Raw genomic sequence first — 23674 nt, 5'->3', positions numbered from 1 at the left:
CGCCGACACACCGTACAGTCGGAGGTTTCCACACATGAGCCAGCACGAACTACCGCCGCTCCCCTACGACTACGACGCACTCGAACCCCACATCAGCGAACAGGTGCTCACGTGGCATCACGACACCCACCACCAGGGCTACGTGAACGGCCTCAACAGCGCCGAGGAGACGCTCGCGGAGAACCGCGAGTCCGGCGACCACGCCTCTACGGCCGGCGCCCTCGGTGACGTGACCCACAACGGCTGTGGGCACTACCTCCACACGCTGTTCTGGGAGAACATGGACGCGAACGGCGGCGGCGAACCGTCCGGCGAGCTCGCCGACCGCATCGCGGAGGACTTCGGCTCCTACGAGGGCTGGAAAGGCGAGTTCGAGGCGGCAGCCTCGGCCGCCGGTGGCTGGGCGCTGCTCGTCTACGACCCGGTCGCCAAGCAGCTCCGGAACGTCGCCGTCGACAAGCACGACCAGGGCGCCCTCTGGGGCAGCCACCCCATCATGGCGCTGGACGTCTGGGAGCACTCCTACTACTACGACTACGGCCCGGACCGCGGCAGCTTCGTCGACGCCTTCTTCGAGGTCGTCGACTGGGACGAGGTCGCACAGAACTACGACGACGTCGTCTCGCTGTTCGAGTAACCGGGTCCACCCCACCGCATTTCTTTCGCGCGCTACGAGTGCTCGCCGCCAGCGGCGGGTGTGAGCGCGTCGACGCCGTGTTCGGCGGCGACAGCCTGCACCTCGTCGGTGAGGGCGCCGAAGTCGTAGTGCGAACCGTCCGCGTCAACGCCGACGACCACACCGGCTTTCTGGCCGTCGGCTTCGACGAACGTCCGGAACAGCTCCCAGGTGTCGAACCCGCGGTGCGTGTACCGGAACTCCGAGTAGTGCAGGAGGTTGTACGTCTCCCGCGTGACGAACCCGTAGCGTTCGTTGTCGAGGTACTTCTCGACGTCCACGTCCGAGATGCGTTCGGCGACGTCCTCTCGGAGGTAGAGGGGTTCCTGGGTCTGCTCGTCGAGTACCCAGACGTCGCGGAGGCTGTCGCCGACGGCGGCTTCGACCACGTCGACGAGTGCTGCTTTCGCGTCGGCGACGTCCGACCTGACTCGCGTGGCGTTGCCTGACATGGCGTTGCTCGTGCAGATAGCCAGTCGTCGGACGGTTAAACGTTCTCCCCCGACCCGGGGGGTTTTTCGGCGTCGGCGCCCCCAGTCGGGGTATGCCGATTCCGAAAGCCGACTTCGAGGAGCTGTACCCCTGTGACTTCTACGAGCCCGCGGAACTCCTCGAGGACGACCAGATGTACACCGTCTACGAGATCGCGCGGCTCCTCCAGGACCTGGAGGCGGACGCCGACATCGACCGGGACGTGGAGAACGTGCTGCTGGACTGGGCGATTCCGTGGGTGATGATGCACTCCGAGGACCTCGTGGTGGCCGAGCCGCGGGACGACGACGAGCCCGGCTACTACGGGCTCGACGCGAACTGAGGCGTCGGTCGACGCCAGCCGGTCTCAGCGGAACCGCGCAGTGCGGGCAGCGAGTTCGATGTCCGCGTACGGGTCGCTGGTGACGCTCGGGCCGTGGCCGGTGTGCATGGCGGCGAGGTCGTCGTCGACGACGTCGACGAGCCGGTCGATGCTGTCCACGAGCGTCTCGCGGTCGCCGCCCTCGAGGTCCGTGCGGCCGAAGCTCCCGTTCGCGAACACGAGGTCCGCGGAGAACAGCACGTCTGCGCTCGGGGAGTACAGGCAGACGTGGTGGGGTTCGTGGCCGGGCGTGTGCAAGACTTCGTAGTCGTCGTCGCCGACGGTGACGGTGTCGCCGTCGGCGAGTTCGCGGTCTGCTTCCTCGACGCCCTCGAAGCCGAGGATCTCGGGGTCGAAGGCGTCGGCGACGGCGTCGAGGTTTCCGACGTGGTCCGGGTGGGGGTGGGTGACGACGACGGCGTCGAGGTCGTCGACGCGCTCCCGGAGTTTCGAGACGACGTCGTAGTTCGCGCCCGGGTCGACGAGCACGTCGCGGTCGCCAGTCACGAGGAAGGCGTTGCTCGTGAACGCCTGTACGCCCGCCGAGAGGTTGGTCGCCATGGCAGTCCGTACGCCGGCCACCACTTAGGGGTTGCCGGCTCGGCCAGTTCGTTCGTTGCGGCCAGTCGGGCTGTCGCAGCCGGTCAGCGGGGCGCGCCGACGAGCACCAGTTCGGAGTAGTGGTCGCGGTTGTGGACCTGGCGCTGTTCGTCGGGGTCGATGCGGACCGCTTCGCCTTCGTCCAGTGAGACGGTCTCGTCGCCGAACTGGACGTCGACCCCGCCGTTGACGACGTAGTAGACCTCCTCCTGGCTGTCGCCGGCGTGGTCGTGTTCCATGCCCACCGCCCCCGGCTCCATCCGGAACACCGAGAACGCTACCTCGTCGGTGTCCAGCGCGTCCTTCATGAAGTACAGTTCGGCGTCGGCGTCGTCGGGCAGCCGAGAGTCGACGTCGTCGACTGACGTGGTCTGGTACGGCATACGAGAGAGTACAACACGCCGACACTTCACGCTGCTGGCGGCCCTCTGCAGGGGAGTGGTCGCGGCGGCGGGTCGGAGCGTTTTTGCCGCCAGCGGGAGGACCCCGGAGCATGCGCGTACGTCTCCTCGACGCGACCGAGAACCCGGAGGAACTCATCTGCCGGGGCGCCCGCAACGACTACATGAGCGAGTGGGTCGGCGACCAGCCCTTCGACGACGTCATGGCGTCCGTCGAGGGCGACACCCTCGACGACCAGATGGCGAACCTCATCGCACAGTTGCTCACGCGCGGCCACTACGGGCCCTTCGAGCACCCGTCGGCGACGTTCGCCATCGAGGGCGCGAGCCGGTCCTGTATGGCCCAGCTCACCCGCCACCGGCACGCGAGCTTCGACGTGCAGTCGATGCGGTACGTCGCCTTCGACGACGTCGACCCCGCCGACGTCGAGGACGGCGAGATGGTCGTCACGCCGCCATCGGCGACCGACCCGGACTGGGTCGGCCGCAACCAGGACGTCGGCGACGTCGACGAGGAGACAATCGAGCAGCGAGAAGCCGTCTTCCAGCGGTCCGTCCGCCAGTCCGTCGAGGACTACCAGGAGCTGCTGGACCTCGGGATGCCCCCCGAAGACGCCCGGTTCGTGCTCCCCATCGGCACCGAGGTCAACATCGTCGTCACGCTCAACCCCCGGTCGCTGATGCACATCGCGGACATGCGGGCGGCTGCGGACGCCCAGTGGGAGATCCGGGACCTCACGGAGCAGCTGCTGGACATCGCCGCCGAGTGGTGCCCGCACACGTTCGAGTACTACGAGTCCGAGATGAAACACCGGAAGAACCGGCTCGCGCCCTGAGTCGGTCGCCGCTGCCCGTCGACCTGCGTGGCTCGCGGGGCGAATTCTGGTGAGAGTCCGGCCGCAGTTCGGAAAACCCCTTTTCGGTCGTCTGCCGTCTGTCTGTCCAGTATGCCGTCACGCTTCAGCGCTGCGCGCGAACAGGTCGCGGCCCGACTCCCGAGCGCCGCCACCGTCCTCGTGGCCGTGGCCGCAGGTGCAGCCGGGCTCGCCGGGTCGTACGCGGTGGCCGGGTTCACGCCCGGCTTCCTGACGGCGCCCGTCGCGACGGTGCTCACGAACCGCATGCCGGGCGCCGTGGTGACGTTCGCCATTCTCGTGCTCGGCGACCTCGGGAAGGTCCTGAATCTCGCCGCTGCCCTCGCGGTGTCCGTCCTGCTGCTGGCCGGCACTGCGTTCCTCGGCATCGCCGCCGGCCGTCGCGCTCGCGTCTCGGCGTTCGCTCCGGTCGTCGGTGGTGTCTCTTCGCTCGTGGTGTCGCTTGTCGTCACCGGCGCAGTCACCCCGTCGCTGGCGGCCGGCGCCGGTGTCGCCGCCGTCCTCGCCGTCGCTGCCGTCGCCGGGGCCGTCGGTAGCCCACGGGGCGTCTCCAGCGATCGGCGTCGCGTTCTCGGCGGCGTCGCAGCGGCGCTGTCGCTGTCCGCCGGCGGCGTCCTCGCCGGCGACCGTACCACGACTGCCACCCAGGCCACGCTCGCAGTCGACGACGCCGTCCTCGACGAGGCGTCCAGCCTGCTGGCCGAAGCCGACGAGAAGTCGATGGGCGTCGACGGTATCGAGCCGCTGGTCAGCGAGCGCTTCTACAACGTCGACATCGCGAACGTCGACCCCGACCCCGACACCGAGACCTGGGAGCTCACCGTCACCGGCGACGTCGAGGAAGAACTCACCTACGAGTACGACGACATCACGGCGATGGACGCCGAGAACCGGTTCGTCTCCCTGCGGTGCGTCGGCGAGAGCCTGAACGGCAAGAAACTCGACACCGCCCTCTGGCAGGGCGTCCCCATCCGCGACCTCGTCGACCCCGCCGGGGTCCCCGATAACTGCTGTGTGATGCTGCGCGCGGCCGACGGCTTCTACGAGGAGTTCCCGCTGCCCGCCCTCGACGACGCCCTCCTCGCGTTCGGCATGAACGGCGAGGTCCTCCCGCGCAGCCACGGCTACCCGGCTCGCGCGCTCGTCCCCGGCCACTGGGGCGAAATCAACGTCAAGTGGCTCACCGAGATCGAGGTCCTCCAGACCGAACAGACCGGCTACTGGGAGGAACGCGGCTGGCACGGCACCGGCCCCGTCGAGACCGTCGCGAAACTCCACGCCACGAACGTCCGCGACGGCGGGCGCGTGCAGGTCGCCGGCCACGCGTACGCCGGCACCCGGGGCATCGACCGCGTCGAAGTCTCCACCGACGGCGGCGAGACGTGGACCGACGCCGCCCTCTCCGACCCACTGCCCGGCGACGACGTCTGGCGGCAGTGGACCCACGAGTACGACGCGCCCGGCGAGCGCCACGACGTCGTCGTCAGAGCGGTCGACGGCACCGGCGACCTGCAACCCGAGGAGGAGACCGACGCCTTCCCGAGCGGGCCGACCGGCTGGGTGTCGAAAACAATCGACGCCTGACGTGGCGGAGACCACGCCCGGAGCGTCGACAGCAGCGACGCCCGACTGTCAGTGCCCGCCGTTCCCACCCATCCCGCCAGCCCGCCCCTTCATCTCCTGTTGCTTCCGTTTCGTCTCGTCGTCGAGTTCGTCACCGTCCCCGTCGTCGTCGTCCCCCCGCCGCTGCCCGTGGACGTAGAGCACGCCGAGTGTCGCCACCACGCCGACGCCGACGAAGGCGCCAGTCACTCCTTCGACGGCGGCACCGCCGAGAACGTGGAGTACAACGGCTATCGCAGCGCTCACCCCGGCGACGACGGCGAGCCGGCGCTGCCGAATGGAGGGCTCGTACATACTAGTAGTCCCGCCCACCACCGACAAGTGTCTGGTGGTCGACTCGATGCCGGCTGCAGGCGACGCCGGTCCACGGGCTACGGTACGCAATGGCAGTCTCGCCGCGAGACGAAACCGTTATTTGTGCAACCCGGCTATCCGGAAGTGGACGCGCTCCGTTGGTGTAGTCCGGCCAATCATCTTGCCCTCTCACGGCAAGGACTAGGGTTCAAATCCCTGACGGAGCATTCCAACTTCCTGCCGCCAGGTAGTTTTCGTCCGTGAGACAATGGTATCCGAATTATGTCCACGGGCAAGCCGATTCACACGACCGGTGTAGGTCGCCGCCATCTTGCGATTAGCGGTATTTCGGCGGCAAGTACACTCACCGTACCGACCCCGTCGCCCTCTGGCGACCGGAATCACATTTCTGACACACCACACTCCGCCCGCGGAGGTGCCCGGCAATGAAAGACGCCGACCAGGCAACCGACCCCCTCCGCAAAATCACCGTCCTCACAGAACCAACCGAAGACCTCCTCAACGAACGCCAGCAGACTGATTTCCGCACCACCCGCCAGAACTGCCTCAAGTGGCTGGTCACGTTCGGCAAGAACCCGAGCAAAGCAGAGGGCTATGCACGCTCGACAGTGAAAACTCGCGCTCACCGGATGGACCAGTTCTACCGGTGGGTGTGGCAGCAAAAGACCGACGGGTACACCACGAACATCACGCACGACCACGCGGACGCGTGGCTCAAACACATCGCAATGACCGATCATTCCGCCGCACACAAATCCAACTGTCGGAAATCGCTGCTGATGCTGTTCCGGTGGCGCGAACACGAACACGGCCTCGACGAATGGACGCCCGACTACACGTTCAGCGCCCCCAACCGATCGACGACGCCACGCGATTACCTCACCCGCGACGAACGCACGAAAATCCGGGAGGCCGCCCTCGAACACGGCAGCGTCCCCGCGTACGGGAATCTCAGCCCCGAAGAACGCGACCGCTGGAAGGCGTACCTAGCCCAACGATACGGGAAACCAAAAGAAGACGTCGTACCCGACGATTGGGAGCGCGCGAACGGGTGGAAGATTCCGAGCCTGATTGCCACCAGTCTCGACGCGGGATTCCGCCCCATCGAGGTCGAACGAGCATCTCCGAGATGGGTGGATGTCGACAATAGCGTCCTCCGTATTCCCAAGGCGGAGTCGTCGAAGAATGAGGCACACTGGGTGGTGAGCCTGCAGGACGACACGGCGGACATGCTCGACCGCTGGCTCGCCCAACGGGACACGAACCCCATGTACGACGATTCGGACCATCTCTGGTTGACCCGCGAAGCCAACCCCTACGGCTCCTCGGCGCTCCGGCAGGTGTTGCGACGGCTCTGCGATACGGCGGGCATCGACTACGAGCACCGCCAAATGAGCTTCTATGCTCTTCGCCACAGCACCGGCACCTACATGACCCGCGAAGAAGGGTTAGCGGCCGCCCAGACCCAGCTTCGGCACACCTCGGAACAAACAACGATGAAATACGATCAGGTCCCCGTGGAGGACCGCCAGAACGCCCTCGATAGGATGTAAGCCGACTCTCTGGGTTCAGTCCAGCTCCAGTGACGGCTGCTCACGTAACAGCGTGCGCTCAGCTGAACGAGGGTGACAGAATCCGCGTGGCGACTTAGTCGTCGCTCTCAATGATCTCTCTGATGAGGTCGATTCGGGCAGCCGTCGTATCTTCGATCGTTGCATCGACGTGCATGGAGGTCTCGTCGCCGGTCGGTTGGTCGAGGTCAGGGTAGACGGCAATCCCGTTCTTGTCCTCGGGTGCGTACGGGTTGTACGTCTCGTCAGTCGCCGCTCGTTCCGCCGTTTGCTGGATCTCTTCAAGTGTGGCTCGTCGCTTCTCGGTTACCGTCTCCCCGTAGATGTTCTTGATCGTCTCGATGTACTGATGCCGCAGTTGGTCTTTTGCTGTTGAGATGTCGGCGGTATCTTCGACGGTCTGTCCGAGATTGTGCCGGAGACTGTACCAGACGATCTTTCGGTTGTCGTGGTCGATGTCGGCTTCCTCGCAGAGTTGCCGCAGCAGGTAGCACAGGTTCCCCGAACCATAGGGGTTCCCACGCTGATTCAACCAAATTCGACGGGTGTCGTCGTAGGCATCGAGATGTCGGCGTTCACGGATCCACGCTGAGAAGACATCTGCCGTCTCGTCCGTGAGAGGCAGCTCAGTCGTCGGGCGGTCTTTCGCCGCGTACTCCTCGGGGATGACGAACACCTGCTTGCCGGGGTCGTACCAGTCGAGGGTAGCGTACTCGATCTCGATGGGGATCATCCCCGTTTCGAGAGTCACCGCGATGAGCGACCCGGTCTTCCTGCTGGTGTCTGCGGCCTGCCAGTCCTCTTGCGTGATGTCCCGTTTCTGCTTCCCGATCCGTTGGGCAATGAGTCCCTCGAGTCGGTCGCGTTCGTCTGGGTCCGTCTCGTAGTACGCTGGTAGAGAACCGTAGTCGAGGGCAGCCTTGCGGATCAGGTGGCGTTCGGCGTACGACAGCGAGTCAGCGGATTCCGGATCACCGTCGACGAACACCACCTTCGGTTCCCACTCGTCGTCGACGATATCGGTGTTGTGGAGCCACTCGAAGTACTTCTGGAGCGCGTCGGAGAATTTGCGCTTGGACCCGTCGGCGTACGGGTCACCGGATTGTTTGTTGATTTGGTCGTGGTCGAGTTGCCGAATCAACTCGTCTGCCTGCGACTGCGTGAGTCGCGGGACTTTGTGGAGGTCGTCGAAGCGGAGGGCGAACCGGTACAGTTGATCGATGCGAGCGTGGTAGTTGCCCGCACCGTTGTCCGCCATCGGCTGGTTTCGCGCTGGGTTCCTTCCCCGCTCGCGGAGCCAGTCGTAGTACTCCTCGAGGAACGCTTCGACGCGGCCGGCATCGTCGCCGAGTGCCCGTGTGAGCCGATCCGTGATTGATTGCTCGTTCGTATCTGACATGAGGCACACAGCTACAGTAACCTGGACGGGTTAAACCCTCGTCCTAGCGGGGGTCACACCCAGCCGTCATACCTGACGGTAGAACTCACAGAAACCCGATCTCACGGATAGTAGGGGGGTGAGACGGTAGAACAGTGAGTGACAAATCCGGGGGTTCGTGGGTCGGCGCAGTTGATGAGGCAAGGGTGTGTCGTCGCAGCGTCTCACAATGAAGTTTGGAAAATGGGGCGCCGACAAGTCCAAACCATCACCCGGAGCCGTCACCGGTCGTCTATGACGACCCCGTCCCGATTATTTATCTACCTGACTACAGAGGTCCATGTATGAGTGGTATCGAGCTCCGAAACGGAACGCTCAACGTCAGTCGGGAGCCGAACCAGCTCGACGAGTTGGCGATTGCGTTTTCAGACATTCTGAACCGGTTCGACATCGACCACGTCTACATCGCAGGATACGTGTCGATCCTCGCCGGACGCGCCCGGTCGACCGAAGACGTTGACGTCCTCATCGAAGATATCGACGAAGCCACTGCTGACGAACTCGTCGCGGTACTTCGTGAAGAGGGGTTTTGGGGTGCGGCGATGCCACTCGATTCGATGTACGAGATGCTATCGAACGGGGATAACATATGGGTCGCTCCCGAGGACCAAGTCACGCCACACCTCGAGGTGAAGTTCGCACGCGACAAGTTCGATCGTGCCTCACTCGAGAACGCGATCACCGCTCGAATCGGTGGGGAGACGATCCCGATCGGTCCGTTGGAACTCCAGATAGCCTACAAACTCCATCTCGGCGCGCAGAAAGACCTCGAGGACGCAGTCCACCTCTACACGCTCCTGGAGCAAAGTCTTAGTGTCGCCCGCCTCGAAGGCTGGGTAACGCGCCTCGGCGTCGAAGACGCATATGACCGACTCAAACGCGCCTGACTCCCTCGACGCGAAGCACAATCAGAACCGCCAGCAACGCATCGAAGCGGTCAAACGCTGGGTCGAGTACATCACGTCTGAGCCCCCGGAGAAGTGGGGGCCACAACAAAACACCGTTGTCAACGACCAACTTGAATCCGCGCAGAGTGTACAGACGTCAGCAGCGCACAAGCAACACGTCAAAGCAGTTGCTGAAGACATCGCCGAACTGCGAGATCACTCCGAATAACCTGCGAATGTGAGTCAGACGTCCCCTTCTCTCGGGGTGACGCGTCACTCTGCCCTGGGTTCCCTCTCCTCGATTTCCCGTTCGACTACTTCCTCCGAGATTGAGACACACTGATTGCCGTGAGAGGGCAAGAGAGGTCATCGGGCGATCTGACGGGTTGTCCCGATCGCTTCCGTCCCGAATCGGTAGTGTTCGTCCGTGTACACCGATCTAAGCACCGCCGGCATTATAAAACAGGGGGAGGTTGCCGGCAGGGCAATCCGAATCAAGACGAACGGTTTGGGGTACCAGAGTCACGCAGCCACGCGAGCTACTCACGACACAAAGCTACGGTCGATCAGTCACTACGGAATTCCTCGTTTGCGGCACCCCCGGAACCATCACGCGGGTCCGATCAGAGCGGACCGATGTCAGGTCACTCCGGCTCGGTGAACGCGACTGCTTCGATCGCTCGTAAGACCTCTTGATGGGTGGCGTGCCGCGGCAATCCGAGGTCCGGTGAGAGCGCCCGATTGATCAACGTATGCCAGTTTTGAAAGAGAATGGCGAGGTTCACGCCGTAGAGCCGAAGTTTCTCGTTGTTGGCGTGCACGACCGGCATGAAATTGTTCGAGATCGCATCGATAGCATCCTCAATCGTCCACCGTTGATAGTAATTGAAGTGAATGCCAGCAGGCGACCGATCCGGCACCGTGCGGCCGGTCAGATACGCCGCATGCGTCGTCTTGTCACCGACACCATCCACCGCGTCACTGTCCGCGACCGATGGCTTCAGTGGATCTGGCTCTCGGGTGCTCGAAGAGTTACCCGCGGAGAACTCAAGGATACTCGACTGTTTGTCGAAATCCGTCTCGTCTGCCTGGTGCAATTCCTTGGCATTGAACTCCAGCATTGACGGGTTCGAACTATTGTAGGGGTAGGCAACGAGTGTGGACTGATGTGTCGTATTCCACGATACGCTCGGGATGTACCCGATGTGATTTTTCGGCGTGTACTTTTTCAGTTTCTTGACGGTCGGTTGCTCGGGTGCGCGGGTGATCCAGTTGTCGTCCGCGATCTGATGGAACGAATCAATGAGCGCTCCAGAGACCAATTCTTTGTCGGCGTACAACGCTTGGACGTCAAGGAACTCGTCGGCGATCGGGGCCAGTGACTGGACGACACGGGGATACGCGGATTTTTCCGGGAGCCACCGTGCGCCGAGCGTGAATCGGGCGTCCGTGTCAATCACGCCGAAGACCCCATACGTCCATTGAGACCGGACGTCATTGTCCGACTTTGCGGGACGATTAATCGTGCGGTCAGTCTCTTTGCCGTCCCAGTCAATTCGGTAGAGGTCAACAGCGACCGACACTGACTTCTCAAAGAACCCCATGTCCTCGGCAATAGCAAGCGTCGCCCGGTGGACGGCGTCGAACTGAGCGGTTATCGGCCGCCGCTCCGAGTCCATCATGGCAGCCCGCTCGTCGTTCAACGGGAGGTCATCATCCCGAATGTACTTCCCAACCCCGCTGCCGCCTGGAATGAGCTCGCGGGGATACGTGTAATCCGAGATGTTGGCGACTTCCTGGATGCCACAGTTGTACAGCGCGGAGGCCGCGAACAGCCCGATGTATTGGCGGAACGACGTCTGTGGGTTTACCCGACCGAACGAGAGTTCGTCGAGGGTGTTGTCCATCAGGTACCGCACCCAGTTCTGGAGCGCGAGTTGCTCGCGTGCCCGCGGCACGTCCCGCTCGGACAGCGGTTGGGCAACGGCGCCGAAGCCGAACGTCGTCGCGACAGTCGTCGGCACGACGATGCCGTTCCGGTAGACCGCGTAAATCGCTCGGACGACGGCTTCGTCAAGTTGGTCTCGTTCGTCGTCGGTGAGTTCCTCGGGGAGCGTGTCCGCGGCTGCGACGCGAAGCGTTTCGTAGCCGGGGAGCGCGTCGGTGTCCGGGTAGCCGAGCTCGGCTAAGACGTGGTCTGCCGTCTGGAGGTACTCGACGAAGGATTGGTGCTTCGCGGGCTTGCGCGCTTTCTTCAGTACGGCGAGGTAGAACCGCCGGCTCGGCATATCGAGTGGGACTGGTGAGATGTCGTACTCGTTGAGAAAGTCGGTGATGACGTCGAGGACGGCCACGTCGTACAACGTGGTGCCATCATTGGGGTGGGGCCAGTTGCCTGCCTGCCGCCGGCGGTTGAAGGCGTGGAGCTGGGCAGCTAGATGTGTTGTCTCGTACAGCGTGTCGAGGTCGGGTGCCGGATGCGTGAGTTCGAACTCCTCGACGAACCGTTCAGGAATTGGTCCGTATCCGTCTTTGGCTGGGTTGTCTGCTAACTCGATCGGCTTGCTGTACGAGTTCGATATCCGCGCCTGTGATGGTTGGTTGAAATCGCCATGGTTGATTCGAGCGCGATCCGTCATACGATAGTTACAGATTTGATTCAGTTACGGATAAAGAATTGCCCCTGAGAGACCCACCCTTACGGATAGACAATTTGCCTCAGCGGAGATTTCCAAGCCACAATATACTCGATTCAACCGCCAAGAGAGCGACTAACAGAGTCGTTCATGAACCGCCACCCGAACAGACCCCCACCGCCCATCATACGACCAACAATCTTCCTCCAGAAAATCAGCCAGTGGCCCCCGGCTCCCCCCGGTTCACACTCCCACAATCGTTCTGATTTCAGCGATTCGCCCCCAGTTTGAAACTTCCCGATTTCCAAGCCACTTGAGCAAATGCGGCTGGTGTCCTCGGTGATGTCGCAACCGTCCACGCGACCGAGCTCGTACCCCACGTTGACCAACTCGCGGCGCTCCTCGAATCCGACGACGACTATGCACTCGTGAACACGACTGCCGCCCTCTCACGAGTCGCCGACACGAACCCCGACGCAGTCCAGCATCTGACCGACCAGTACATCGCGCTACTCGACCACGACCATCGGCTCGTCCGCTTGAACGCCTGCTGGATGCTCGGACACGTTCGTGCAGACCCGGCGGCTTCACGGCTGGACGATGTTCGAATCAATGACGACGACGAACGAGTTCGCAGCCGCGCGGCGTGGACACTCACAGAGATCGACCAACTGTACTGACCGGTGCGGATTAAGTTCAGCAACGAGAAACTGTTGATGCCGAATATCCGGTTGCGACTACTCGACTCTGTCGCGTTGATACTGTAGCTTGGCCGGTCAGAAAACGTCATGGTCCTGGGTGGAATTCGGGACACCCCCCGGGTAGCCATCTAGATTCTCACCCGGAACCGCTCTCTAACCACAGAATAATTCGTGACACCCCGGGCCCCAGCGGTATATCAGGATATTTTTAATTATCTACGCCGGGGCGTGCTCGGACAAGCGTATAGAAACGCCGCGAAGTCAATCGGCTGCACTCCTTTGGAGTCTCCATCGCTGTTGAAGGCACAAACGTTCGATACGATTTCTGGTGACACAGCCGGTAAGTGGAGGTGGCGAGCGCATCAGGCGGTTCGGACGTCGAAGTCGGCGAAACGATTAACAGTATTACCAGCGTATTACGCCTGTATGTCCGAAGCTTCTACGGAAGGGGACGAAGAAGACGAGATTGTCACGGTGAATTTCAAAACCACGCAGTCATTCCTCACCGAGATCGACGAGGCCTGGCAAGGTCGCGGTTTCAACAGTCGGAGCGAGTTTATTCGCTACACGCTCCGAGATGCAGTCGAGAACCCGACGTTCGACCGTGATGAGCTCATCGCACTGCTCGCCGCCGAGGAAGACAGCCGCAAGGGCCAGACGATGGACGCCGAACAAGCGCGCGAGACGTTTGGCACAAGCGATGAGTGACGAGGAGTGGACATGGGAACTCTCCGCGACCGCGCGGACCGACCTTGACGCATTCTCCCCCGAGAAGCAGGAACGAATCCTCGACAAACTCGATGAAATCGTCACCTCCCCCCGTGGCGCGACCCGCCAGACTACGGCGAACCACTGCAAAACAGCCCCCACAAGAAAATCCGAGTTGGCGGATTCCGACTCGCCGTGACATTCCGACAGGAGGAAACCAGCTCGTCATTGCCCGAATCAAGCGTCGAGGGGGCGCATATACAGCAGACAACGACTGATCAGAGCCATTGGACGTGCGTTCCCGGCACTCAACGAGATTCCCAGTCAGAATTCGTTAGTCGGCGAGGATTTCAACGGCGTCGAATCCACGCTCTGCAACCATTACGAGTCGGTGAATCCTGACAGAGTCCATCGTCCCACGATAAGTGCTTTCGGTGTCCACTCGACCTCAGTCATCGATGCCCAGCCGGTCTTTCACGTCGTCCTGCGACACCGTCTCGCCCTGCTCCCGCTGCTTGCGGCTCTCGGCCAGGTGCTCCAGCGCTTCCGCGGACAGCTGTGTGGGTGGATTGACGGCATCGCGAAGCGCGTCGCGGATGAACTCGGATTTGTTCGCATAGCCACGCTCCCCCCAGACGTCGTCGACCTGCGCCAGCAGCGACTGTGGCACCCGGACGTTGATCTTCTCCATTTCACCGTCGCCGCCGGCGTCGCTGTCAGTGCTCATATGCTGTGATACGCTTGTATCACGTAAGTACCTTCGGTCCGATACCCAGACTGTGGTTGACGACGTCCAGACTGCGCTCGAGGGAGAGTCGCCGATGCTCCGAGAGGTTCAGAACGACGGCTTGGCCGTCGACGCGGAAGCCGACGTATTCAACGGTGTCTCGGTGAAACTGACCGGGCAATGCTTCTGGAACCGATTCCGAACTTGCTACAGGTACATTCCCGTTCATTCGTTGCTCGCGGGCGATTCGGTGACCCCTGCACCCCTCTCAGGGGTTCCACAAACAGGACGGCGTAGCGTTCGGCAACGTATTTGACAGTTGCAACGTACTGTCCACATAATTGAGGATGGCTGTACTGGACGATCTCTCGGGGTTCGAGTTCGAGGATTTAATGACGCACTGCTAGCGGTTACCGGTACTCTCCGGCACGCAGTGGGGACGAATCCAGTCTCAGATGTCTCGGTGAGCGCGGACGAATGCACGTCGCAGGGCCGTCAGGAGCACGTAGGTCTCGTACTTCTGGGTGCGGCAGTGCTCGCAGGGCTGCATGTCCGCGACGACGTCCTCGATGGCGTCGTCGTACTCGTCGGTGAGCGTCGCGAGCGCGTCCTGAACCTGGGGCTGGACGGCCTCGACCAGTTCCTCGACGGTGTCGTCGGCCGAGTCCGGCAGTGAGTACGAGAGGACGATGGTGTTGGCGTGGTAGTACTTCGTCGTCCCGCCGCGGCCCTCCTCGAAGCGCACGACGTCGACGAGGCCGGCGTCCCGGAGCTCGTTGATGTGGTGGCGGACCGTGTTCTCCGTGCGGTCGACGCCCCGGTCCGCGAGGCGGTCGTGGACCTCGCTCGCGGTCAGGGCTTCCTCGGACAGGATGTCGAGCACCATCGCCCGCATCGGCTCGTCGATGGCGTCCGAAATCCGGGTGTCTCGCACCGCGATATCCTCGAGACGGTGGTCAGTGTCGGAGCTGTGCATACGAAAACCGAGGGTGAGCGGGTGGGAAAAGGTACGGGTACGGCTGGAGTGGGGCGGCCGTCGGGAGTCTGGTCCCCGACTGGATCCGTGCGGATGGAAGCTCTAGACGACCTGTTTGACTGTTCCAACACCCTATATACACATTCGAACGTATCATCTAAAAAATACTTATCGGGGTGTGGACGCTACGAAGAACTGTGATGAGCGACACAACCCAGTTCCGCGTCATGGACTTCGACTGCCCGACCTGCGCCGGCACCGTCGAACGCGCCCTCTCGAACGTCGACGGCGTCCAGCACGTCGAAGTGCACTACGCCACCGGCCGCGTCGAAGTCGAGCACGACGACAGCATCGCTGACTCCGATACCCTCGCACAGACCATCGAAAACCAGGGCTACACCCCCCAGCCCGCCTAACGAGGAAACACAATGGATACCCAATCACTCAAACAGTACTACCGCAAACACCGGAAGGCCATCATCGTCGTTTTGAGTGGCCTGTTCTACGCTGGCGGGTGGAGCATCGGCTACGTCCCGGGCCCCGCCTTCGATACCGCGAGTACTGCAATCTTGATTCTCGCGGCCGTCGTCGGCGGCTACGACATCGCCAAGACAGCCTACCACGAGGTCAAAAGCCGAACACTCGGTGTCAAGACGCTCGTGACGCTCGCGGCGATCGGCGCGATCGGTATCGGCTCGTACTGGGAGGCCGCCGCGGTGGTCTTCCTGTTCGCGCTGGGCTCGTATCTCGAGGGCCGCACGATGCGGAAGACCCGTAACGCCCTCGAGGAGCTTCTCGAGATGACGCCCGACACGGCCACCGTGCGCCGTGACGGCGAGCAAAAAGAGGTGCCCGCCCGCGAGGTCGAAAAGGGCGAGATCGTCATCGTCAAACCCGGCGAGAAGATTCCCGTCGACGGCGAGGTCGTCGATGGTGAAAGTGCCGTCAATCAGGCGCCGGTCACCGGCGAGAGCGCGCCCGTCCACAAGGCCGACGGCGACGAGGTCTACGCCGGCACTATCAACCAAGAAGGAGCTATTGAGATCAGGACTACCGGCTCCGGGACGGATACCACGCTCCAGCGGATCATCCAGCGCGTCGAAGAGGCCCAGGAAGCGCAATCACCCACCGAGAGCCTCATCGACCGCTTCGCCAAATACTACACCCCCGCTATCATCGTGCTGTCTATCGGTGCGTACGCTGTCACGCAGAACGCGATTCTGTCCCTGACGCTGCTGGTCATCGGCTGTCCCGGTGCCCTGGTGATCGGGCCGCCAGTTAGCATCGTCTCGGCCATCGGCAACGCCGCACGGAACGGCGTCCTCATGAAGGGTGGCGAGCACCTCGAACAGGCCGGCAAGATCGACCTCATCGCCTTCGACAAGACCGGCACCCTCACGAAAGGCGAGACGGCCGTCGCTGACGTCGAGGGGTTCGATATCGATGACGATGGGGTCCTGGACCTGGCAGCCATCGCCGAAATGAAGAGCGAACACCACCTCGGCGACGCCATCCTCAACGCGGCCCAGAACCGCCAGACGCCCGCGACCGACGGTGGCACGACAGTTGACCGGGCAGACCACGAATCACCTGCCACGGAGACGCGGTCGCTGCCCGAGCCGGACGACTTCGAAGTAGTCGCTGGCAAGGGCGTTGTCGCTCACCACGATGGTCGCGAAATCGTCGTCGGGAACCGCGCGCTCCTCGACGAGCGTGGCATTGATCTCCCGGACGAAGTCGCCGAGTACGTCCGCGGCCGCGAGGAACGCGGCGAGACCGCCATCCACGTCGTCCTCAACGGGACCGTAGTCGGTGCTATTGCGCTCCACGATGAGCTGCGCGAGGCCGCGCCGGGCGTCGTTCGGGAGTTACAGGATGCCGGTATCGAGACGGTGATGCTGACCGGCGACAACGAGCGCGTCGCGGCCGCAGTCGCCGAAGAGATCGGGATCGACGACTACCGCGCCGAGTTGCTGCCCGAGGACAAGCAGGATGTCGTCACGGAGTACCAGGCCAACGGGCACGTCGTGGCGATGACCGGCGACGGCATCAACGATGCGCCGGCGCTGGCGACCGCTGACGTCGGCATTGCCATGGGTGCGGCTGGGACGGACACCGCCATCGAGACAGCGGACATTGCGCTGATGGCCGACGACCTCGAACGCATCCCCTACGCGGTGAAACTCAGCAAAGCCACCCGCTGGAACGTCCTCGAGAACGTCGGGCTGGCCCTCGTGGTGGTGACGATGCTGCTCGCCGGCGTGCTGACGAGCTACGTTACCCTCGCGCTCGGGATGCTCGTCCACGAGGCCAGCGTCCTCGCCGTGATTGGCAACGGCATGCGCCTGCTGCGGTACTGACAGCACAGACACAGACGACACGCACACGTTCACAACCAATGTCACAGAACACGACGCCGACTGACACGAACCGAACCGACTCGAACTGGGCTGTTGAATACGATGTCGAACCGATCCGCATCCGCGATCCCGTCGCAGAAGCACTCGCCGTCCTCGAAGCAGGCGAGCCGTTCGTCATCACCTACGAGGACCTCGTGAAGGTGGCCGGGCACTCGTGCCCGACTGCCTCGGGCGCCTACCGGATCGCACAGCAGGGTCTCGACGCGCTATACCCAGACGAACTCCCCGTCCGGAGCGACGTCGAAGTGCTTGCCCCGGGATCACGTGATGACGCCACGTACGGCGTCATGGGACGGCTCATCTCGTACGTGACCGGTGCAACCCAGGAAGACGGGTTCGCCGGGCTCGGCGACGGCTACGGTGGCCGCCGGAACCTACTCACGTACGACGCATTTGAGCCCGACAGCGCAGCACCGACGTTCCGATTCCGCCGAACAGATACGGGCGAGACCGTCGAGGTGACTTACCACGTCAGCGAGGTTCCCGAGGGTGGACCGGCGCTCGGCAATCTCCAGCATATTATCGAGGGAACAGCCGATGAGGGCGACCGGAAGGTGTTCGCAGAGGCGTGGCATGGTCGCGTCCAAGCCGTCCTCGGTGATGATGACTTGTTCACAGTTACGGAAGTTCGAGGAGAAAGCCCCGCCCTTTAGGGCGGGAATGAATCCGCAACTTCCGTAAACCACAATATCCCAACGGCGGTCGAGAATCCTCGCCCTTCAGGGCGGGGAGGATGTCACGCTTGGAGAGAGCTCCTGGGGCTGATTCTGGATGCAGTTCTCGGTTCAAATCCGGTGAATAGGCCCAGTAGTTCACCTGTTCGTACCGCTCCAACCAGGTGTGCGAACTGTTCGATGACACCCTCCAGAGGCGGTTAGCGGGCGCGAAGGCCACCAGTAATACCCTGTGACGAAACCGGGATACACCACCAGTCCAATTCATAAATAGTATGAAAGCATAGTGTCGGGTAGACCAATGGCACGCATCACCGGCTCCTACCCCGACGACCTCGACCTCCTCATCGAGGGGGCCGTCGAAGCTGGCGTCTTCAGCGGCAAGAGCGACGCACTCCGCGAGTTCGCCCGCGACTACTTCGACGACCACGACGAACAACGCGTCGCTGCTGCCGTCGCACTCTACGAGCGCGAAACCATCACGCTCGGCGACGCCGCCCGCCTCGCCGGCGTCAACCGCTTCGAAATGAAAGACATCCTCCGCGACCACGGCGTCGAACTCCGCCTCGGCCTCGCCGACGAAGCCGACGCCGAATACGAAGCCCAGGCCGCCCAAGAACTCGACTACGCTGACGCGAACGACCACGAAGACGACGAGTCGGAGCCCGAATGACGTCGGACACAGTTCCAACTGATCCAAGCGTCCTGAACACGACCGTCCTCTCGAATTTCGCCGCCATCGACCGCATCGGCCTCGTCGCCCACCTCGCCGGCATCTGTACCGTCCCCGTGGTCAAGCACGAACTCAACGCCGGCGTCCAGACCCATCCGTACCTGCAGCCTGCCCTCGACGCACTCCACGACACCATTCTGGTCGCACCATTCTCTGAGACGGTCGCCAACCGCGACGACGTCGTTCGCAGCCACCTCGACCCCGGCGAATCACAGGCGTTCGCTCTCGCAGACACCCATCACGGCCGTCTGCTGACTGACGACGGCGACGCCCGCACCTTCGCCAAACAACAGGACGTCACCGTTGTCGGCTCCGTCGGCCTCCTCCTCACCGCGCTCAACGCCGGCCGCATCACCGAAGCTACCGCCAATGACTGGCTCCAGACCTGGATCGACGACTACGACTACTACGTCCCCTACCGTACTATCGACGAGTAGCGCTAATCTCCCCCAACGAACTGTTAGTTTATCTAGACACTACCTGGCGGGCTACTCCGTCTCTACGCGCGGGTCGAGGTAGCCGTAGCAGACGTCCTGCAGGAGCGACCCGAGCACGCCGACGAACACGAGTACCATCGTGGTCCCGATGATGAGCGGGAAGTCTCGCCGCCGCACGGCCATCAAACTGGCGCCCGCGAGGCCGTCAATTCGGAGCACGTCCTCCACGACGTAGATGTTTAGGAGGAGGACAGAGAGCAGTTCAGTCGCGGACAGAGTGACGATTGGCAGTGCGGCGTTCCGCAGGACGTGCCGACCCACGCGCAGGCGGCTGGCGCCCTTTGCGCGCAGCAGTTTTACGAACTCCTTGCCGGCCTCTTCGAGCACGGCGGTGCGCGCGAATCGGATTTGGGCTCCGAGCAGGCTGGCGGCAACCGCCATCGCAGCGACCAGTCGCCGCGGGAGCGCAGTATTCACCCAGTATCGGTGGACGTAGACGCCTGTCCACTCCTTCCACTCGCCGCCGGTGCCGAACGCGAGGAACGCGACGAACATGAACCCTGGCAGACCCACCAGTACGTAGGTGGCGAGGCGGAGGGCTAAATCGATTTCCTGGGAGCGCACCATCGCCGTCGCCGCGCCTAACGGGACGCCGAGTGCGACGGCGAGGAGAACGCCGGGGACAACGTACTCGAACGTGGTGGGGACACGAGCGACGAGCACGTCCCAGACTGGCTGGTTGTACACGAACGAGAACCCCCAGTCGAAGGACGCGATGTCCACCAGCCAGTCGAGATAGCGTTCGACGAGCGGGTCGTCGAGGCCGCGCGCTTCAAGATACGCGGCCTGCAGCTCAGCGACCTCCTCGGCGTCGGCACGCTCGTAGTAGCTAGCGGCCGATAGGCGGCCACCGAGAGCGGTGTTCGGCGCAAACGCGACTACCGCAAACGTCAGCGAGACGCTGGCGTACACGGAGAACACGGCGAGCGCTGTGCGGCGCAGGAGGTAGCGCGCGAGTGTCACGGCGACCACCAGCCGGGGAGAGCCGTGGCCGCGAGGGAGGGCAGGGCAGCCATCACTGGCGTATGGTCAGTGAACCCACATAACGTTTGCCGGTGCGTAGTGGCCGTGTTCAGCAGTTTCGAGGCGGAGCCCCCGGCCTCAAGGAGCGAGAGCTTCCGACCAGTCGGAAGCGCGAAGCGAGTAGGCCGGGGAGGAAGCCGACACATCCCGACACAAATGATGGGACTGTTGCTGTCTGACTCCCGTATTATTAAGTACCGTCGAAACCACATCTGAAGTATGGAGGTCAGGCGTACCGCGCCGGTCAAACTCGTCGTCCCCGACGAGTATTACGACGACCTCCACGAAACCGCCGAGCAATTCCTCTACTGTGCGAACGAAGCCAGTGACTACTGTTGGGACAACACCGACTACGAAGACTGCGTCACCTCGAACGTGAAAGCCAGAGATGCGCTGTACGACCGACTCCGCGAGGAAACTGACCTGACAGCAAATCTCGTCCAAGAAGCCATCCGGCGGGCCGTCCACGCCGTCGATAGTGGTGTTGACCGCTGGAAGAAGGGCAAGCGGACGAACAAGCCAGAGTTCACCTCCTGGAGTCTGGTCTACGACAAGCGCAGTGCAACTTTCTACCGGAACAAAATCTCGCTTTCGACGGTGAACGGGCGCATTGAGTGTGGGTTTGAGTTGCCAGCAGACAGTCCAACACCATACGAGGAGTACGTTCTTTCCGAAGACTACGAGTTTCGGACGAGTACACTCCAATACGATCAAGCAACTGACGAGTTCTACTTCCACGTCAAAACACGGAAGATAGACGACGACGGCGAGGCTGTCGAAGTTGAGGATTCGGACGATACCGGGCACCAAACAGTCCTCGGGATCGACCTCGGCGTGAACAGTCTCGCCGTATCGTCAACAGGCACGTTCTGGAGCGGTGACGAGTACGACCATTGGATTCACGAGTTCGAGAAGCGCCGGGCAGAGATGCAACAGCGTGGCACACAAGCCGCTCATAACGCCCTGCTTCGACTTGGAAGGCGAGAGCGCGCATGGCGGAAACAGTATCTCCACAGAGTTGCCAACGAGATCGTTGAGGAAGCGGTTGCCCACGACTGCGATGTGATCGTGTTCGAGGACTTGACCGACATTCGAGAGCGGCTGCCCCACGCTGACTGGCATCACATCTGGGCATTTCGCCGTCTTGTCGAGTACGTCGAGTACAAAGCGCCAGAACGGAGTGTGGCGGTTGCACAGGTTGAACCAGATCACACGAGCCAGCGGTGTTCACACACCGACTGCGGGTTCACTCACGAAAATAACCGCGACGGCGAGCAGTTCAAGTGCCTCAAATGCGGGTACGAGATCAACGCGGACTACAATGGCGCGAAAAACGTCGGCCTGCGGTATATGCGGAAGCGACAACACAGCCTGCGTTCCTCGCCCACGTCGGGGAGCGCAGACGCACCAGTAGACGTGCGTATACATGGTGGGACGTTGAACGGCGACGGCTATCGGCCAATCGCCGAAAGCTGATCGCCGGGAGTCCACATCAAAGCCCCTCCCTCAAGGACCGAGGCGCGTATGCGCCGAGGGAGTAGGGAGGGGTAGTTTACTGGCTTCTACCCGACGGATTGTCTTGACCTTGACTGCTTCTGTCAGAGCCGTTGCCGTTACCGGGCCCGTGGCCGTTGTTCTGACCCTGTCTGGCGGAGTTACCAGCGACGACCTCGAAGGGGCGCATCATCGCCTGCTCTTCGTGTTCGAGGACGTGACAGTGCCAGGGATACCGGCCGGTGAAGTCACCGAACTTGGTGATGATTCGGACTGTTTCGTCGGGGTCGACGCGGACGACGTCTTTGGGGCCGCGTTCGTTGGGTGCGGGGTCCTCGGTGCCGTCTGGGCCGCGCCCGATTACACGGAACTCGACGAGGTGGAGGTGGATCGGATGCGTGTGCATCGTGTTGTTTTCGAGTTCCCACACTTCGGTGGTGCCGAGTTGGGGCGTCGCGTCGACGCCCCCGTCGCTGAACGTTTTCCCGTTCAGGACGTGGGTCTCGAGTCCGTCGTCCATTCGCATTCCCATTGTCATGTGCCGGGTCTGCTTGGCGGCCTGCTCGCTGTATCCCGGATGTGTCGGGAGCGATAGGTTGCGCGGATGGGCGCTGTCGTCGACGACCTTGTGGTCGGGGTCGGTGACCCGAAACTGCATGATTTCGCCGAGGTGGGTGTCGGAGTCGCCACCGTTGCCGTGGCTGCCATGGCTGCCGTCTCCATTCTGGCCGCCCGAGAACGGGAATTCGGCGTCGTTCGTGACAGTGAACGTTTCGCCCTCGTGGCCGGAGAAATCGACCACAACCTCAGCCCGCTCGAAGGGCCCCAGAACCAGCGACTCGAGGTCTTGGCCCGGGCCGATGGGGACGACATTGTTCAGGAACCCCTGGTCAGGCGCGAACTGGTAGAGAAGGGGCACGGCAGCGTCGTCCGAGTGCCCATCGTCATCGTTGTGACTGCCTTCAAGCGCGAGGTCGAACGTCCGGCCGTTCGACTGGTTGACGAGTCGGAACCGGTAGCGGCGGGGTTCGACCTCCATGTACGGCCACACTGCGCCGTTGACGAATGCGGTGTCGCCCGCGAAGTTCGGCACGAACGAACTCGGGTAGTGCAGCGAGCCGTCGGCTTCGAACGTCTTGTCCTGGAGCATCACCGGGACGTCGTACTCGCCGCTGGGCAGGTTCAGCCGCTGTTCGTGCGGGCTCTCGATGACGTAGAACCCGTTCAGGCCGGCGTAGTTGTTCAGCCGGCTGACGCCGAGTGCGTGGTCGTGGTAGGTCGCGGTCATCCTCGGCTGACGGTTCGGGAGGTCGTGGACGTGCTTGACGAACCGGGGCCCGGTGGTGCCGTCCGGTGACTTCCAGGCGGTCGCCTGACCGTCGCTTTCCGGTTCGACGTTGAGCCCGTGCTGGTGGATCACGGTGCGGACGTCCGGAACGGGGTCGTCGTGGCCCGGGTAGTCCTCCGGTGAAGTGCCGTGAATCCGGTCGTCAATGTCGAAGAGGTGGTCCGACGGCAGGTCGGTGTTGTCGAAGCGGAGTTTAATCTGTTCGTTCCGCCGGGCTTTCACGACTGGCCCCGGGACAGTGCCGTCGAACCCCCAGAACGTGGTCGGTGGGAGGTCCGGGTGGACCTGTTGGTCGAACTCACGAATCGGGATCTCGTAGTAGTCGGCGCCCTGCCGTTTCCCATCAGGCTCGCGGACCGACGGGATCGGGAGGGGCTGCACGAACTTCTCTAGGTCCGGCTCCGACTCCGCGGTCGCGTATCCGGGCACGGTACTGGCAGCCCCGAGCGCGGCACACGCCTGCAGGAGCCGCCGTCTCGTCAGTTTCGAAGCCATCGT

24 protein-coding genes, 1 tRNA gene and 2 pseudogenes are annotated in these 23674 nt (G+C 62.7%); 17 read left to right on the top strand and 10 right to left on the bottom strand.

Going from position 1 to position 23674, the window contains the following annotated elements; translation table 11 throughout:
• Positions 1-34: 34 nt before the first annotated feature.
• Positions 35-637 (top strand): superoxide dismutase [Mn], encoded by a 603-nt coding sequence (sod, locus tag LT971_RS14205; protein ID WP_237007605.1) that lies wholly within the window; start codon positions 35-37, stop codon positions 635-637.
• Between the two features lie 32 nt (positions 638-669).
• On the opposite strand, the gene LT971_RS14200 is transcribed toward sod, so the two are convergent.
• Complete coding sequence (locus LT971_RS14200) at positions 670-1128, bottom strand: DUF7522 family protein (RefSeq protein ID WP_237007604.1); 459 nt, start codon at positions 1126-1128, stop codon at positions 670-672.
• Positions 1129-1220: 92 nt separating this feature from the next.
• Between LT971_RS14200 and LT971_RS14195 the strand changes: the two genes are divergently transcribed.
• On the top strand, positions 1221-1490 hold the full coding sequence (locus LT971_RS14195) for a DUF5827 family protein (RefSeq protein ID WP_237007603.1): 270 nt from the start codon (positions 1221-1223) through the stop codon (positions 1488-1490).
• 24 nt (positions 1491-1514) lie between these two features.
• Here LT971_RS14195 and LT971_RS14190 read toward each other — a convergent pair whose 3' ends face one another.
• Both LT971_RS14190 and LT971_RS14185 read right to left on the bottom strand, forming a co-directional pair.
• Positions 1515-2090 (bottom strand): MBL fold metallo-hydrolase, encoded by a 576-nt coding sequence (locus LT971_RS14190; protein WP_237007602.1) that lies wholly within the window; start codon positions 2088-2090, stop codon positions 1515-1517.
• An 83-nt stretch (positions 2091-2173) separates the two neighbouring features.
• Positions 2174-2512: a cupin domain-containing protein gene (locus LT971_RS14185; protein ID WP_237007601.1), complete on the bottom strand. Its 339-nt coding sequence runs from the start codon at positions 2510-2512 to the stop codon at positions 2174-2176.
• A gap of 110 nt (positions 2513-2622) precedes the next feature.
• On the opposite strand from LT971_RS14185, the gene thyX reads away from it, so the two are divergent.
• Positions 2623-3366, top strand: a complete 744-nt coding sequence (thyX, locus tag LT971_RS14180; protein WP_237007600.1) for an FAD-dependent thymidylate synthase — start codon at positions 2623-2625, stop codon at positions 3364-3366.
• Positions 3367-3477: 111 nt separating this feature from the next.
• On the top strand, positions 3478-4989 hold the full coding sequence (locus tag LT971_RS14175) for a molybdopterin-dependent oxidoreductase (protein ID WP_237007599.1): 1512 nt from the start codon (positions 3478-3480) through the stop codon (positions 4987-4989).
• 48 nt (positions 4990-5037) lie between these two features.
• On the opposite strand, the gene LT971_RS14170 is transcribed toward LT971_RS14175, so the two are convergent.
• Positions 5038-5322 (bottom strand): hypothetical protein, encoded by a 285-nt coding sequence (locus LT971_RS14170; RefSeq protein ID WP_237007598.1) that lies wholly within the window; start codon positions 5320-5322, stop codon positions 5038-5040.
• 152 nt (positions 5323-5474) lie between these two features.
• Here LT971_RS14170 and LT971_RS14165 point away from each other — a divergent pair.
• A tRNA-Glu gene (locus tag LT971_RS14165) sits at positions 5475-5549 on the top strand.
• Between the two features lie 219 nt (positions 5550-5768).
• Positions 5769-6896: a tyrosine-type recombinase/integrase gene (locus tag LT971_RS14160; RefSeq protein WP_237007597.1), complete on the top strand. Its 1128-nt coding sequence runs from the start codon at positions 5769-5771 to the stop codon at positions 6894-6896.
• Between the two features lie 94 nt (positions 6897-6990).
• Here LT971_RS14160 and LT971_RS14155 read toward each other — a convergent pair whose 3' ends face one another.
• Positions 6991-8313: a site-specific integrase gene (locus LT971_RS14155; RefSeq protein WP_237007596.1), complete on the bottom strand. Its 1323-nt coding sequence runs from the start codon at positions 8311-8313 to the stop codon at positions 6991-6993.
• Positions 8314-8636: 323 nt separating this feature from the next.
• Here LT971_RS14155 and LT971_RS14150 point away from each other — a divergent pair, with 323 nt between their 5' ends.
• Both LT971_RS14150 and LT971_RS14145 read left to right on the top strand, forming a co-directional pair.
• Positions 8637-9239, top strand: a complete 603-nt coding sequence (locus LT971_RS14150; protein WP_237007595.1) for a hypothetical protein — start codon at positions 8637-8639, stop codon at positions 9237-9239.
• A complete protein-coding gene (locus tag LT971_RS14145) occupies positions 9217-9468 on the top strand; it encodes a DUF8150 family protein (protein ID WP_237007594.1) in 252 nt (83 codons plus the stop codon). Before LT971_RS14150 ends, LT971_RS14145 begins: the two co-directional genes overlap by 23 nt.
• Positions 9469-9883: 415 nt before the next feature.
• On the opposite strand, the gene LT971_RS14140 is transcribed toward LT971_RS14145, so the two are convergent.
• Entirely contained in the window at positions 9884-11878 is a 1995-nt protein-coding gene (locus tag LT971_RS14140; RefSeq protein ID WP_237007593.1) for a hypothetical protein, read from the bottom strand.
• 401 nt (positions 11879-12279) lie between these two features.
• Here LT971_RS14140 and LT971_RS14135 point away from each other — a divergent pair.
• From LT971_RS14135 to LT971_RS14125, 3 genes and pseudogenes are all read left to right on the top strand, one after another.
• Positions 12280-12555, top strand: a pseudogene (locus LT971_RS14135) (HEAT repeat domain-containing protein); the annotation flags it as partial.
• Between the two features lie 447 nt (positions 12556-13002).
• Positions 13003-13284: a ribbon-helix-helix domain-containing protein gene (locus tag LT971_RS14130; protein WP_237007591.1), complete on the top strand. Its 282-nt coding sequence runs from the start codon at positions 13003-13005 to the stop codon at positions 13282-13284.
• Positions 13277-13562, top strand: a pseudogene (locus LT971_RS14125) (type II toxin-antitoxin system RelE family toxin). Before LT971_RS14130 ends, LT971_RS14125 begins: the two are co-directional and overlap by 8 nt.
• Positions 13563-13732: 170 nt before the next feature.
• On the opposite strand, the gene LT971_RS14120 reads toward LT971_RS14125, so the two are convergent.
• Both LT971_RS14120 and LT971_RS14115 read right to left on the bottom strand, forming a co-directional pair.
• The gene (locus tag LT971_RS14120; RefSeq protein WP_237007589.1) at positions 13733-14011 is read right to left on the bottom strand and encodes a ribbon-helix-helix domain-containing protein; all 279 of its coding nucleotides are present in this window, start codon (positions 14009-14011) and stop codon (positions 13733-13735) included.
• A 451-nt stretch (positions 14012-14462) separates the two neighbouring features.
• Positions 14463-14987 carry an ArsR/SmtB family transcription factor gene (locus tag LT971_RS14115; protein WP_237007588.1) on the bottom strand — a complete coding sequence of 175 codons (525 nt, stop codon included), beginning with the start codon at positions 14985-14987 and terminating at the stop codon, positions 14463-14465.
• Between the two features lie 200 nt (positions 14988-15187).
• On the opposite strand from LT971_RS14115, the gene LT971_RS14110 reads away from it, so the two are divergent.
• The 5 genes from LT971_RS14110 (at position 15188) to LT971_RS14090 (ending at position 19251) form a co-directional block, all read left to right on the top strand.
• Complete coding sequence (locus LT971_RS14110) at positions 15188-15403, top strand: heavy-metal-associated domain-containing protein (protein WP_237007587.1); 216 nt, start codon at positions 15188-15190, stop codon at positions 15401-15403.
• Positions 15404-15415: 12 nt separating this feature from the next.
• Positions 15416-17347, top strand: a complete 1932-nt coding sequence (locus tag LT971_RS14105; RefSeq protein WP_237007586.1) for a heavy metal translocating P-type ATPase — start codon at positions 15416-15418, stop codon at positions 17345-17347.
• A gap of 38 nt (positions 17348-17385) precedes the next feature.
• Positions 17386-18060: a hypothetical protein gene (locus LT971_RS14100; RefSeq protein ID WP_237007585.1), complete on the top strand. Its 675-nt coding sequence runs from the start codon at positions 17386-17388 to the stop codon at positions 18058-18060.
• Between the two features lie 322 nt (positions 18061-18382).
• Positions 18383-18754, top strand: coding sequence for a DUF7317 family protein (locus LT971_RS14095; protein WP_237007584.1), 372 nt, complete (start codon positions 18383-18385; stop codon positions 18752-18754).
• Entirely contained in the window at positions 18751-19251 is a 501-nt protein-coding gene (locus LT971_RS14090) for a PIN domain-containing protein (protein ID WP_237007583.1), read from the top strand. The genes LT971_RS14095 and LT971_RS14090 overlap by 4 nt, the downstream gene beginning before the upstream one ends.
• Positions 19252-19302: 51 nt before the next feature.
• Here the strand turns inward: LT971_RS14090 and LT971_RS14085 are convergent, their stop codons facing one another.
• Entirely contained in the window at positions 19303-20274 is a 972-nt protein-coding gene (locus LT971_RS14085) for an ABC transporter permease (protein WP_237007582.1), read from the bottom strand.
• 279 nt (positions 20275-20553) lie between these two features.
• Here LT971_RS14085 and LT971_RS14080 point away from each other — a divergent pair, with 279 nt between their 5' ends.
• Complete coding sequence (locus LT971_RS14080; RefSeq protein WP_237007581.1) at positions 20554-21810, top strand: RNA-guided endonuclease InsQ/TnpB family protein; 1257 nt, start codon at positions 20554-20556, stop codon at positions 21808-21810.
• A 76-nt stretch (positions 21811-21886) separates the two neighbouring features.
• Here the strand turns inward: LT971_RS14080 and LT971_RS14075 are convergent, their stop codons facing one another.
• Positions 21887-23671, bottom strand: coding sequence for a multicopper oxidase family protein (locus tag LT971_RS14075; protein ID WP_237007580.1), 1785 nt, complete (start codon positions 23669-23671; stop codon positions 21887-21889).
• Positions 23672-23674: the final 3 nt, after the last annotated feature.

It is taken from the genome of Halobacterium rubrum (assembly GCF_021729015.1).
Classification (GTDB): Archaea; Halobacteriota; Halobacteria; order Halobacteriales; family Halobacteriaceae; genus Halobacterium; species Halobacterium rubrum.
This window is presented reverse-complemented; position numbering and strand designations above follow the sequence as displayed.